We start from the raw sequence: 14208 nt of genomic DNA on the forward strand, positions 1-14208 counted from the left end.
GTTTGCGTGAGGGATTGAGGCGGTATCTCCCGATTTAGAAAAACAAGACTTTTTAGCCGTAGTTTTTGTTAATCGGGAATTAGCCGATCCCGAAGCTTCGGGACGACCCAGAGGGACACGCCATTATTAAGATTCTAAGGTTCTGAGTCACAAAGATTTTGTGCCTTAGCGTCTTCGTGGCAAAACCAAAACAAATAAGAAAACTTTAATAATCCTATTTTGTTCTACTTCTTCAAAAATCACTAATTTTGAAATTCGAAGTTCAAAACTCACATTATTATGAAATATCATCAAATAAACAGCGCTCTTTTTGTAAAAAATCGCAGAAAATTCACGGCAGAAATGAAACCTAACAGTGTTGCCGTTTTTAACTCAAATGACATTTATCCAATTAGTGCTGACAGTACTTTGCCGTTTGAACAACACCGAGATATTTTTTATCTAAGCGGAGTTGATCAGGAAGAAAGTATCTTGCTTTTGTTTCCGGATGCGCCTTATGAAAGCCAAAAAGAAATTCTTTTCCTGAAAGAAACCAGCGAACACATCGCAATTTGGGAAGGTGAGAAACTGACTAAAGAACGTGCTTTTCAGGTTTCAGGAATTAGAACTGTTTATTGGCTCCAGGATTTTCATAAAGTCTTGAACGAAATGATGACCTATGCAGACACAATGTACATTAACACTAATGAACATTACCGCGCAGTTGTTGAAACTGAAACTCGTGAAGCTCGTTTTGTAAAATGGTGGAAAGAAAATTATCCTGCACATAATGTCGCAAAAAGCAACCCAATTTTGCAACGCATTCGTTCTATAAAAGAAAGCGAAGAAATCGATTTGCTTCAACACGCTTGTGATATTACAGAAAAAGGTTTCCGTAGATTATTGCCGTTTGTAAAACCAAATGTTACGGAATATGAAATCGAAGCCGAATTGATTCACGAATTTATCCGTAACCGTTCTAAAGGTTTTGCTTACACGCCAATTATTGCTTCGGGAAACAATGCAAATGTTTTGCATTATATCGAAAACAATCAACAATGTAAAGCCGGAGATTTGATTTTATTGGATGTTGCGGCAGAATATGCAAATTATTCGAGCGATATGACGAGAACAATTCCGGTTTCGGGAAAATTCTCTGAAAGACAAAAAGCAGTTTACAATGCAGTTTTGAAAGTGAAAAATGAAGCTACAAAAATGTTGACTCCAGGAACGCTTTGGAAACAATATCATATTGAAGTTGGTAAAGTTATGACTTCGGAATTGCTTGGTTTAGGTTTAATTGACAAAGCCGATGTTCAGAACGAAAATCCGGAATGGCCAGCGTATAAAAAATATTTCATGCACGGAACTTCTCACCATTTGGGATTAAATACGCACGATTACGGATTGCTTCACGAACCTATGAAAGCGAATATGGTTTTTACGGTTGAACCTGGAATTTATATTCCGGCTGAAGGTTTTGGAATTCGTCTCGAAGATAATGTTGTGGTTCAGGAAAAAGGAGAACCTTTTAACCTAATGCGTAATATTCCGATTGAAGTGGACGAAATCGAAAGTTTAATGAACTCATAATTTCAGCATGAAAAAGATTTTTCTATTTGCTTTTCTGATGGTTTTAGGAAACACTTTTGCTCAAACAGAAGGTTTTTCGACCAACAATGATTCGAGTAAAACTTATTATAAAACATTCGGAAAAGGCGAACCGCTTTTGATTATTAACGGCGGTCCGGGAATGAATAGTAATGGTTTTGAAAGTATGGCTAAAACATTGGCCGAAACTCAGGAAACTATTATTTATGATCAACGCGGAACCGGAAAATCGGAATTGAAAGAGTTGAATTCAGAAACCATTTCGATGAAAATAATGGCTGATGATATTGAATCTTTAAGAAAGCACCTGAATATTAAAAAATGGAATATTCTGGGTCATTCTTTTGGAGGAATGCTGGCTTCGTATTATGCCACAATTTATCCAAATAGTATCAATAAGTTAGTTCTTTCATCGTCCGGCGGAATCGATTTGACTTTGCTGAAAACTGAAAATCTTATTGAAAGAAACCTGACTAAAGTCGAGAAAGATTCCATGAATTACTGGAATGATAAAATCGAAAAAGGCGACACTTCTCACGCAGCACGTTTGGCACGCGGAAGAGCAATGGCGCCGGCATATGTTTACGATAAAAAATATGTTCCAATTATTGCAGAAAGACTTACGCAGGGAAATTCTAAAATAAACGGATTACTTTGGGATGATATGCAGAAAATCAATTTTGACTGCAAAGAAAAGCTAAAAACCTTTAAAAATCCTGTTCTGATTATTCAGGGAAAACAAGATGTTATTAGCAATCAAATTGGAGAATTGGCAAATAAAACTTTTCCAAATTCAAAGCTAATTTTGCTCGAAAATTGCAGGCATTATGGATGGCTTGATGCCAAAGACAAGTATTTTGCAGATGTAAATTCCTTTTTAAAATCATAAACCAAACGGCTTTCAGAAATGAGAGCCGTTTTTTTTAGCAACTTAATTTAATTGGTAAAAGACAGAAAAAAAGTTCGTCACGACCCGAGCAATAGCGAACAGGCGTAGCAATTTCACAAATTTTCACGAATTAATACGCTTGTAATTATTCTAATCTACTTTTTAAAGTAAAATTCGTGCAATTGGATTTTTAAAGTTAAGTTGATTCGTGTAAATTTGTGAAATTCGTGGCAAAAAAACTTCGTTGCCACTACAAACTTTTACAATAAAATATCATTTTGAAAACACTTCTATATAAAAACACAAAAATCTCTTATACTGATTCAGGCACAGGAACTGCAATTGTGCTGCTACATGGCTTTCTGGAAAACAAAAAAATGTGGCAGGAATATGTTAAGTTGTTTTCAGAAAAACATCGTGTAATTACCATTGATTTATTAGGTCACGGTGAATCTGATTGTTTGGGATATGTTCATTCAATGGAAGATAATGCAAATGCTGTTCACGAAGTTCTGGAACATCTAAAAATTGAAAAAGCAACTATTCTTGGGCATTCTATGGGCGGATATGTTGGTTTGGCTTTCGCCGAATTATTTCCAAACAACATCCAGAAATTAGTTTTGCTGAACTCGACTTCTAAAGAAGACAGCGCCGAAAAGAAATTAAACCGAACTCGCGCCATTAAAGCCGTTAAACAAAACTATGTGAATTTTGTAAGCTTAGCAATTGGCAATTTGTTCAGCGAAAACAACAGAACCCGACTGGCAAATGAAATCGAAAAAGCAAAAGTTCAGGCTCTAAAAACTCCTCTGCAAGGAATTGTAGCTTCGCTTGAAGGAATGAAAATCAGGAAAGACAGAGAAGCGCTTTTACACAAAAATCTCTTTCCTGTTTTATTAATCTTAGGAAAAAAAGATCCTGTTTTAAACTATGAAGAAAGTCTTTCACAAATAGAAGATACCACTGCCGAACTTGTTTCTTTTGAAGATGGACACATGAGTCATATTGAAAACAAAGAGGAATTGAAAATTATTCTATTAGAGTTTTTTCAATAAATTTAGAAAAATACTAAAATCAAAAAAGGCCATTTCAAAATAATTTTGAAACAGCCTTTTTCTCATTTGTGGGGGCAAAATTAAAGTTTAAAATAATGTCTTTACTTTGGCTAAACAAGATTCGCTTTTGTTGAACTTATAATCAAACAAGCAAAATCTTTACCATCTTCAGACCTATTTATAATTTGTATTTGATTTCTTTATATAATTAAAATATTGTTGCTTATGATTTTTAAGGAACGGCAAAGATATTTTTAAATATCATAATAGCCCAATTTAAAAAGCTAAATATAACTACTTGAATCACTTTTATTTACACCTTAACATTTCTTTCCTATTAAAGAAAATAACACAACAAATCTTAATGAAAAAGAAGGTATATCTAAAAAAAATAACAATCTAATTCGGATAATTAAATTATTTTCTTCGCATTTTATAAAAAAACTGAGTTTATAAGACAGCCTTCAGTTATAAAATCGGTTTTTCTCCTTCTAAAAAAGAATCAGTTAATCTATTTTTTCTTCAAATGGAGTATTTACATCAAAGATTTCCTTTAACAATAATGCAATTTCTTCCAGATAATTATCTAAAATTTCTTTCCCAACTATCATGTTCAATTCTTTTTCTTCTTTAAATCCAAAAGGTAAAAAACCAGATTTTAGATTCTTAAACGAAATAATCCCGACTTCAACAGGAATATCTCGCGCTTCTTTTTCAAACATAAAAGCATACGCCAAAACCTGAATTATTTTATCATTTTTAAGCTCTTGAGTTAATCCGATCCATGATTTCAAGATAACGTTTGTCTTTTCGACTTTTCCGGTCTTATAATCAATAATTCTTATTTTTCCGTTGCGCAACTCAATTCTATCAACATTTCCTTTTATAAGAACCGGAAATGGCAAACTTGGGTGACTTAATTCTCTTTCAAAAGTTTTTTCTAAAGCTATAATTTGAATTGCAGCTCCATTCTTTATTTCTTCCAATTCCATTTTTAAGAAATTGGAAATGTTTCGTTTTGCAACTTCAAATGCCAGAAGATTACGCCCTTTCTTAATTTCTCCTTCTTTGTAAACTAATTTAAACTGTTTCAAAACCTCATCTTCCAATAATTTAAAACAATTTGAAATATCAGTTTCTGAAATAAATTTACCAACAAAAGGATCATATAAAGCTTTTAAAGTCTCGTGAATTATAGTTCCTAAAGTGTTTAAAGCGATGTTTTCTTCAACCTCTTCAACCTCACGAATTCGAAGTATCTTTTGAAAATAAAAATCAATCGGATTTCTAATATAACTGGTTAATGCAGAAGGTGAAAAACCGGCAACAGCAATTTCTTTCAACCGTTCCATCACCGCCTCTGATTTCGGAATTACCATAGGCTGGTATGCCATTGTTGGCAAAACCGGATTGTAAATATCAAAAGTAAGGTTATGCTTTTTTTGCTTTTCAACTTCAAGCTGCGTTATAAAACGACTTCGTTCACCAGCATCCAATCCATCATTTTCAGTATTATAAATCAAATAAATGTTCTTAGCTCTTTGCAATAAATGATAAAAGTGATAGGTATAAATAGCATCTTTTTCTTTGAAAGTTGGCAGATCTAATTCACGTTTCACATCATAAGGAATAAATGAATTTTGAGATTTTCCTGCTGGAAATTTCCCTTCATTCATTGAAGTAACAATAACGGTATCAAAATCGAGGACACGACTCTCCAAAACTCCCATAATCTGCAATCCATGCAAAGGCTCTCCTTCAAACGAAACTTCGGCCACATCAATAATCTGTTTGTAAATCGCATGCAGTGTATCAATGTTATCAATATAATGATGCTGAGAATAATAATTAATTAGCTTATTGATAACTTTGAAAACTGAAAAAACAAAAGCTTTGGCAATTTTCTCTTCTTCATTATCATTGCTGAAATTTTCCTTTATCAAAAGTAAAAGAGTCGAAATATTTTCTAAAACTGCCATCGATCCATTCTCCCACTTTAGGAATAATAAACCAAACAAAGTCGAAGGACTTGAATTGAGTTCAAGAATTCGATTATGTGTAATAAATGTGTAGTTATTCTCTTTGATGATCTTTACCAAATTACTTGCATTTGCATAAGGCTCTATCAAAGGATGTGTCAAAATATCCAAAACATCTTTATAATAAAAAACATAGCTATCGCCTTTACGAGAAAGCGCATTAGTATGCATCTTAAATAATTTTGCAATCAATATTTGCGATGGATTATTTTTTCCTGAATATCCCATTGTTATATTCAACGCTCCAACCGAAGCCGGTAATGAATATAAAATTGGCATCAATAAATTTTCCTCTCCAAGAACAATTGCAACTTTATCTAAAGATGTTGATGGATCATTATTAATTATATTTTCAATAATACTTCCCGCCAGTTTTGCCTGACCAATGGTTTTTGGCGTTCCTATAACCTGAATATTCTTAGATTGCGAAAAATCATCTACAATCCACTCAAACGGATTTGACTTATAGTGCTTCCAGCTTTCTTTAAAACCACGAACAAAAAGCCCCGCATCATGATAAGGATCATTTAGAAAAGTTTGATCTACATCCCAATAAATCTTTGCCAGGTCCAAAGCCAACAAATGCTGCACAATTCTTTCTTCAGCCGCATTTAAAGCATTAAATCCAGCAAAAATAAAAGTCCTGTTTGAAACAGTATTCGAAAAATGATTCAAGTTATTTACAGCTTCTCTATAAATTAAACCTTGATACCCAATTGCTTTATTCAGCAAATGATTATACAGTGAATCATAATACAAAGGCAAAAGTTTCCAGAAGTCTATGTAATTTTCCAAAAGCTTGGTTTTATCTTCGACTTCAATACCCCACTTTTTAATATCTTCTATATCTTTCAAATAAGACAAAACATGTGAAGGCTCTAAAAGATAACGATCAATCTCATTAAAATCCTGCAAAAGAGTTTTGGCCCAATTTGCAAACAATTCAAATGACTGTTGATGCTGTTTTTCTGTAACGGATAAATAAACTTCATAGAACTCAAACAGAAGTTCAATCGAATCTACGGATCTAATTGATGCTACATCCTGCACAAAATCTTCAATGCTGACAATTTCAGGTGCCAGAATTGTTTTTTTAGTTTCATTTTTCAATGCTTCTATCAAAAAAACTTTAGCTCTTTTATTTGGTAAAATAATCGTTGTATCAGCAAGTTTAGCCGAATAATCCTGGATTACGACAGCAGCAATTTTTTCGAGAAAAGTAATATTTATCATTTGATAAAAATAAAAAAAGCCATTCAATTAAGAATGGCTTTTAGTATTTATTTAGAAAGTAAATTAGATTTTACCTTGGTATTTAGAACCAATGTGTCTAATTTCTGTTCTTCTGTTTTGTGCTTTACCAGCAGCAGTTTTGTTGCTTCCAATTGGTTGAGAAGAACCAAATCCTTTAGAAACTAAGTTCTCTGGATTAACTCCTCTTTCAATTAATGCATTCATTACAGCAGCAGCTCTGTCTTCAGAAAGTTTTTGATTCAATTTAGCAGAACCTGTACTATCAGTGTGTCCTTCAATAGAGAATTTCGCGTTTGGATAGTTTTTAAGGATTTCTTTAATTGCATCTAATCTAGCTGGAGTTTCTTTGTCTCCTGTTTTGAAAGTAGCTTTACCTGAATTAAAGTAAACTGCTCTTGCTTGAACTTTAAGATCTTCTAAAGCTTCAGTAGTTACTTCAGGACAACCTCTGTTAGAAGCAGGACCGTAAACTGTAGGACAATCATCATCTTTATCAGCAACACCATCTTTGTCAGCGTCTAAGAAAGGACAACCACCATTTTCTTTAGGACCAGCAACTGTAGGACATTTGTCATCTTTGTCAGCGATACCATCACCGTCAGTATCAGGACAACCTTTTAAAGCAGCTAAACCAGCAACATCTGGACAAGCATCATCTTTATCAGCAATTCCGTCTCCGTCAGTATCAGGACATCCGTTTAATGCAGCTAAACCAAATACATCTGGACAAGCATCACTAGCGTCAACGATTCCGTCTCCGTCAGTATCAGGACATCCGTTGAATTGTTTTAAACCAGCAACATCTGGACAAGCATCATCTTTATCGTAGATTCCGTCTCCGTCAGTATCTTTACCTCCGAATTTGAAAACTAAACCTGCAGTGTGTTGAAAAACAGATCTGTCAAGCGGTTTATCTTCATTAGCAGCTACAGCCCATTTGTATTTTGTTGCAAGTTCAAGACCAATAGCGTCTGTAAACCAGAAAGTAATACCAGCACCTGGGTTAACAGTTCCAAAACTGTTATCTCCAAAGAAAGTATAACCTCCACCAACAGATAACGAAGGATCAATTACTTTAGATTTGATTAATTCCTGGAAGCTATACTTTACAGTAGCATCAATACCATAATACATCAAATCTCCTGGATTAGATACAACATTACCTCTGTTGTCATGCCCTGGAGCAGTTGGAGAAAAAGTAACCAATTTATCAATTTTGTTTACAGATCCTTGTAAACCAACAGAAAAACCATGTCCAACATATCTATTTACACCAATGTAAGATAGAGAAGGTAAGATATTCCAGTTGTCTTTTACAGCGAATGGCTGAGAAAAGTGTTGATCAAAGAAACCGTGTCCTGCACCAGAACTGGTTCTTGTATCAACTGCATTAACTCCAAATGAGATAGCCCATGGATTGTTACTGTCTTGTGCGTGAGAACTTAAACCCATCACCATCATCACAGCAACTAAAAGTTTGTTAAGATGTTTCATACTTAATTTTTTTAATTACAATTTAGTTAATTACAAGCAAAAGTAACACCAAATTTTTTAAATACAAAATGAAATGTTAAAAAAAACCTACAAAAATTCCACCAAAGTGGGAATTATATAACTTTTAACATTTGTCCCACTGATACAAAGGCGTTTATAGCCTTGTCTAAATGTTCTTTTGTATGCGCTGCAGACAACTGAACTCTGATTCTTGCCTTTTCTTTTGGAACAACCGGAAAAAAGAAACCAATAACATAAATTCCTTGTTTCAAAAGTTCGTTCGCCATCGTTTGTGACAATTTTGCATCATATAACATAACCGGAACAATTGCCGAGTCACCATCAATAATATCAAATCCGGCTTTTTTCATCCCTTCCTTAAAGTAGTTGGTATTCCACTCTAATCTATCTCTTAATGTAGTATCTTTTTCTAAAAGTTCAAATACCTTAATAGAAGCTCCAACAATTGCCGGCGCCAATGAATTCGAAAACAAATACGGCCTTGAGCGTTGGCGTAACAATTCGATAATTTCTTTTTTTGCAGTTGTATAACCTCCCATTGCACCGCCCAAAGCCTTACCAAGAGTTCCTGTTATAATATCAACTCTTCCCATGACACCTTTTGCTTCAAGCGTACCTTTACCGGTAGCACCTATAAATCCAGCAGCGTGACATTCGTCAACCATAACCATTGCATCATATTTATCTGCCAAATCACAAATTTTATCTAAAGGCGCCACAAGACCATCCATAGAGAAAACTCCATCTGTAACAATTAATTTAAAACGCACTCCGGCTTCATTAGCTTTAATCAGCTGTTGTTCCAGGTCTTCCATGTTGCTGTTTTCATAACGGTAACGAGCCGCTTTACACAAGCGAACACCATCTATAATAGATGCATGATTTAAACTGTCTGAAATAATAGCATCGTTCTCTCCTAATAAAGGTTCAAAAACCCCACCATTTGCATCAAAAGCCGCTGCATAAAGAATAGTATCTTCTGTACCATAAAAATTGGAAATCTTTTTCTCCAGAGTTTTATGAATATCCTGCGTCCCACAAATAAAACGAACTGATGACATTCCGAAACCATGTGTATCCATAGCATCTTTAGCTGCCTGAATCACTTCCGGATGAGAAGAAAGCCCTAAATAATTATTAGCACAAAAGTTCAAAACCTTTTCTCCTGTAGAAATCGTAATTTCAGCATCTTGTGCAGATGTTATAATACGTTCTTTTTTAAAAATTCCATTTTCTTCAATAGTTTGCAACTCACTTTGCAAATACTCTTTAATTTTACCGTACATTTTTACATATTTAAAACGTTAAAAATTAACTACTTAGCAAAACTTAAGCTACGTTAATCCTTTAACATCTGATTAATTTTTTCACAAATTTACTACATCGATTTCTGTTCCTATATACACTAAAGCCTTTTTTAACACTTTGTAACCCAAATCTTCAATTGCGTCCTGATATTCCTGAAGCTGCTGTGTATATTTCGAATTAGCCGCTCCGGTTTTATAATCTAAAAGATAAGCCTCATTATCCTTTGTTAAAACAATTCGGTCCGGTTTTAAAATCTTGCCTTCCTTTTGAACTATTGTCTGCTCATTTAAAATGGAATAACTCCCATCAAAACAAAGACTCAATTCAGCATGATTTACAATTTCTTTCAACGTTTGTAAAACCTGATCAACCTGATCAACTTTAACCAAACCATTCTCAAGTGCTTTTGTAACCGCCAAATCAACATCTGATTTATCTTTGACAAAAGCCAATATTTCATGCACAACATTTCCATAAGATATCGCTTCCTGCTGATGTGTTCCCCACATTAAAGCCTCTCTCTGGGCAATTTTTATGTTCTTTGGATTCAAAACATCCGAAACAACAGGAATCGGTTTTACTAAATCTACAGTTTTACCCCGCATTGAAAGCCTGGTTTTATTTCCAAAATCATATTCCAATCTTTCAGAATCATAAACTCCCTCACTCATTAAATATTTAATAAAGAAGGAAGCCATATTATTAGGAAACTCTCCATCCTTTCTTTCTTTTAAGGATTGAGAAATCACATACAACTGTTCTTCAGCACGAGTTAACGCAACATACAAAACATTAATATTATCCAATAACTCTTCTTGCTTTTTCAAATTAAAAACTACCGAAGCGCTTTCTCCAAAACCTTCAACGGCACTACTATTATCAATTAAAGCCTTTGGAATATCTAAATTAGCATCTTCAGTATCAAGCCATAATTTATCTTTTGGTTTTCTATTATAATCTTCTTCTGCAAAAGGCATAATAACCACAGGAAACTCCAAACCTTTCGATTTATGAATTGTCATAATTCGAACAGCATTGTTTCCTTCGGGTGACGGAATACTAAATCGCTCACCGTTTTTATCCCAAAAATATAAAAAATCAGCTATTCCTGCCTGATTCCTAATATCTCTTTCTAAAACAATATCCAGAAAAAATTGAATATATGCATTACCTTCTGCCGGAAGCACGAACTTCGAAATGATAATTTCAACCGCTTCGTAGAGTGATTTTTTACGAACATTTTCAAAAGAAAGTGAAACATCAAATGTCAAAAGCCATTTTTCAAAATCAGCTTCAAACCTTTTTGACATTCCCATTGCAATAAAGTCATGGATTGGCATATTTGTTTCTTTGTGAGTTGCCAGAAAATGCAAAAAATTAGCTTTCGATTCTAAATCGGCACTATTATTTAGATACTTCAATAAATAAACAATTAACCGAACTTCTGTCGCATTTTGAATCATCAGGGTTTCCGAAGACAAAAGCGGAATATTCTGCTCTGTCAAATAATTAGCTATCGCAATTCCCTGATCTCTTTTTCGAGTCAAAATCACGATATCTTTATACTCAAAACCTTCACGAACTACTTTTTGAATTGTATTTAAAGTTGCCAGAACATACAAATCTGACTTCTCTATAACTTCTTCTTCATCGACATCACTTTTTTCAATTATTGGAAGAAAAGAAATATTGACATAACCGCCTTTTTTTGAATTTGAATTCTGGAAACTATGATTTTCATATAAATCTTTATAATCTTCATTTGAAAATTCTGCTGAGATCAATTTAAAGAAAGCATTATTAAAATCAATAACCTCACTATAACTTCGATAATTTGTATCTAAATGTCTAACTATTTTTTCATGATTAAAAAAAGAAGATTCCTCCTTTCCTAATTCGATAAACTGCTCAGCCTTACCTCCTCTCCAGCGATAAATAGATTGCTTAGGATCTCCAACTATCATCAAAGTCCCTTTGTTCCCAAAATCATCTTCCCCAGAAAGAGAATTATGTATCAAAGGAATCAGGTTTTGCCATTGCATTTCTGAGGTATCCTGAAACTCATCGATAAAAAAATGACGATATTTTTCACCTAGTCGTTCATAGATAAAAGGTGCCGGCTGATTCTGAATTTCACGATGAATGATCGCATTAAATTCAGATATGGATAAAACATTTTGTTCTGATTGAATTTTAGCCAACTCATTACTCACTGTATTAAGGAGTGAAAGCGGCGTTATATTTTTCAGAAAGGCTTTATAAAAATCTCTTTTTTCAAAATTTTTATAGATTACCTCCAGATTTTGAAGCAATTCCGGAATTATGTTTTCGATTAAAGCCTTGTCTTTTGCCGTTTTATTAATCGCAATATCATCAAATTCATGAAAGGTTTTATTTCGAGGATTAAATTTCCCATCACGAATACTTTCTAAGTGATTTGGAAAAGTTCCCCTGGAGAAAGATTTTAAGTCGATACCATTTTTATCAATTAAAGAAAGTGCTTCTATTGCAAAATTTTCATTTTCAGATTCCAAATCTTTACACAGAATCAGCATTTTCTTTTTTATCTCAACAAACTCTTCAATCGATTTGTCTTGAAAATGCAAAATCTCATTTCGATTATTTTCATTCAAAACCAATCTCCCTGTTTCCAGAATCTCACGCGAAACATCCCAACTTTTATCATCGTCAGTTTTCTCCATTGTGAAATCGATCAGCAATTTTGTCAAAGTTTCATCTTGTCCCGCCTGAGCAATAATTGCATCAACGGCTTCTATCAATAAATTTTCTGTATCCAATGTAACTTCAAAAGTCATTGGCAAATTTAGATCGTGAGCAAAAGCACGAATTACTTTGTGTGTAAATTTATCGATTGTAGAAATATCAAAAGCAGCATAATTATGAATAAGATGCTTGATGATACTTTGAGATTTTGTTTTGATCTTAATTACAGAAAGTCCTGTATCATGAGACAAATCCTCCATTAAATCGACCGCTTTTGCAGAAGATTCTTCTTTTGCAAATTCAGACAGACTCCCAACAATACGGCTTTTCATTTCATGAACCGCTTTATTAGTGAAGGTTATTGCCAGAATATTTCGATACGCATCGTTTCTTGGAGAAGAAAGAATAATTTTTAGATATTCTTTAACCAAAGTATAGGTTTTTCCTGAGCCTGCCGATGCATCATATATAGAGAAAGACGGACTTTGCATAAGTTTGGTTTTTCGTACGGTAAAAATAACACAATAAATATTAAATCCCAATTATGTAAAATTCCAAATCCGAGTATCTGCGTGCAGTAAATGGTAAATCCCAATAATAAAACTCCAAATTCCAATTTCTATGTGCGGTAAATGCTAAATTCTAATATCTGCGTGCAGTAAATGCAAATCCTAAATAATATAAAATTCCAAATTCCAATATTTGAAGCGTTCATTGCTACAGATATTGGAATTTGGAATTTATTTTTTGGAGTTTTTTAATTTATGCTGTTTTTGGGAATGCTCTTTTATTGAACACTAATAAGATTCCAACTCCTGTTGAAATCGCCATATCAGCAACATTAAAAATAGCATTAAAGAATGCAAAATGTTTACCTCCAAAAACTGGCAACCATGTTGGCAGGTTCCCTTCCCAAATAGGAAAATAAAACATATCTACTACTAAACCATGAAACCATGATCCGTATGGAGTTGGCGAAAAAAGTGTCGCCAGGTTATGTGTGCTGTCATCGAAAATTACTCCGTAAAATACTGAATCTATAATATTTCCTGCCGCGCCTGCAAAGATTAATGCAATCGCAACTATTAAATAAGTAGAATGACGCTTTTTTATAGTATCAGATAACCAATATCCAATTCCAAAAACAGCAAAGATTCTAAAAACGGTCAAAATCAATTTTCCATACTCTCCGGGAATCTTTGTTCCCCAAGCCATTCCTTCATTTTCAATAAAATGAATTCTAAACCAGTCAGCAATAACAACTTCTTCACCTAAAACAAAGTTTGTTTTTACATAGATTTTCGAAAGTTGATCAACAATTAAAACTAAGAATATCAGGAAATACGCGTTTCGTAATGTCATTTTATAATTTTTTTTGATGCGGCAAAAGTAACAATTTAATCAAAAAAAACGCTCCCTAAGGAGCGTTAAATATTTTGTAACAATAATATATTATCGTTGCAAGTTTTTAGCTTCGATACTCATTGTAGCATGAGGAACAATTTTAAGCCTTTCTTTGCCAATTAATTTACCTGTTACTTTGCAAATACCATACGTTTTGTTTTCAACACGGAATAGAGCATTTTTCAAATCGCGTATAAACTTCTCTTGTCTGATTGCCAACTGTGAGTTAGCTTCTTTAGACATTGTTTCGCTTCCTTCTTCAAATGCTTTAAAAGTTGGAGAAGTATCATCTGTTCCGTTATTCAAATCGTTCATGTAAGCACTTTTTATTAAATCCAGATCGGCTTGTGCTTTTTGTATTTTAACTTGAATTATTTCTTTGAACTCTGCTAAGTCAGCATCAGAGTATCTTGTAATTTCATCTATCATG

General features: G+C 33.6%; 9 protein-coding genes. 3 read left to right on the forward strand and 6 right to left on the reverse strand.

Annotation, left to right across the window (positions count from 1 at the left end; translation table 11 throughout):
* Positions 1-279: 279 nt before the first annotated feature.
* The 3 genes from CHB81_RS12470 (at position 280) to CHB81_RS12480 (ending at position 3534) form a co-directional block, all read left to right on the forward strand.
* A complete protein-coding gene (locus CHB81_RS12470) occupies positions 280-1572 on the forward strand; it encodes an aminopeptidase P family protein (RefSeq protein ID WP_089352191.1) in 1293 nt (430 codons plus the stop codon).
* Between the two features lie 7 nt (positions 1573-1579).
* Positions 1580-2479, forward strand: coding sequence for an alpha/beta fold hydrolase (locus tag CHB81_RS12475; protein WP_089352192.1), 900 nt, complete (start codon positions 1580-1582; stop codon positions 2477-2479).
* Positions 2480-2757: 278 nt separating this feature from the next.
* Entirely contained in the window at positions 2758-3534 is a 777-nt protein-coding gene (locus tag CHB81_RS12480) for an alpha/beta fold hydrolase (RefSeq protein ID WP_089352193.1), read from the forward strand.
* Between the two features lie 506 nt (positions 3535-4040).
* Here the strand turns inward: CHB81_RS12480 and CHB81_RS12485 are convergent.
* From CHB81_RS12485 to CHB81_RS12510, 6 genes are all read right to left on the reverse strand, one after another.
* Positions 4041-6806 (reverse strand): PD-(D/E)XK nuclease family protein, encoded by a 2766-nt coding sequence (locus tag CHB81_RS12485; protein WP_089352194.1) that lies wholly within the window; start codon positions 6804-6806, stop codon positions 4041-4043.
* A 63-nt stretch (positions 6807-6869) separates the two neighbouring features.
* Complete coding sequence (locus CHB81_RS12490; protein ID WP_089352195.1) at positions 6870-8321, reverse strand: OmpA family protein; 1452 nt, start codon at positions 8319-8321, stop codon at positions 6870-6872.
* Between the two features lie 113 nt (positions 8322-8434).
* A complete protein-coding gene (gene kbl / locus CHB81_RS12495; protein ID WP_089352196.1) occupies positions 8435-9628 on the reverse strand; it encodes a glycine C-acetyltransferase in 1194 nt (397 codons plus the stop codon).
* Positions 9629-9709: 81 nt separating this feature from the next.
* The gene (locus tag CHB81_RS12500) at positions 9710-12865 is read right to left on the reverse strand and encodes an exodeoxyribonuclease V subunit beta (RefSeq protein WP_089352197.1); all 3156 of its coding nucleotides are present in this window, start codon (positions 12863-12865) and stop codon (positions 9710-9712) included.
* Positions 12866-13136: 271 nt separating this feature from the next.
* Positions 13137-13736 (reverse strand): lipoprotein signal peptidase, encoded by a 600-nt coding sequence (locus CHB81_RS12505; RefSeq protein WP_089352198.1) that lies wholly within the window; start codon positions 13734-13736, stop codon positions 13137-13139.
* Between the two features lie 90 nt (positions 13737-13826).
* A complete protein-coding gene (locus CHB81_RS12510; RefSeq protein WP_089352199.1) occupies positions 13827-14207 on the reverse strand; it encodes a TraR/DksA C4-type zinc finger protein in 381 nt (126 codons plus the stop codon).
* Between the last annotated feature and the right edge of the window lies 1 nt (position 14208).

Origin of the sequence: Flavobacterium sp. ov086 (assembly GCF_900187965.1) — a bacterium.
Taxonomy (GTDB): domain Bacteria; phylum Bacteroidota; class Bacteroidia; order Flavobacteriales; family Flavobacteriaceae; genus Flavobacterium.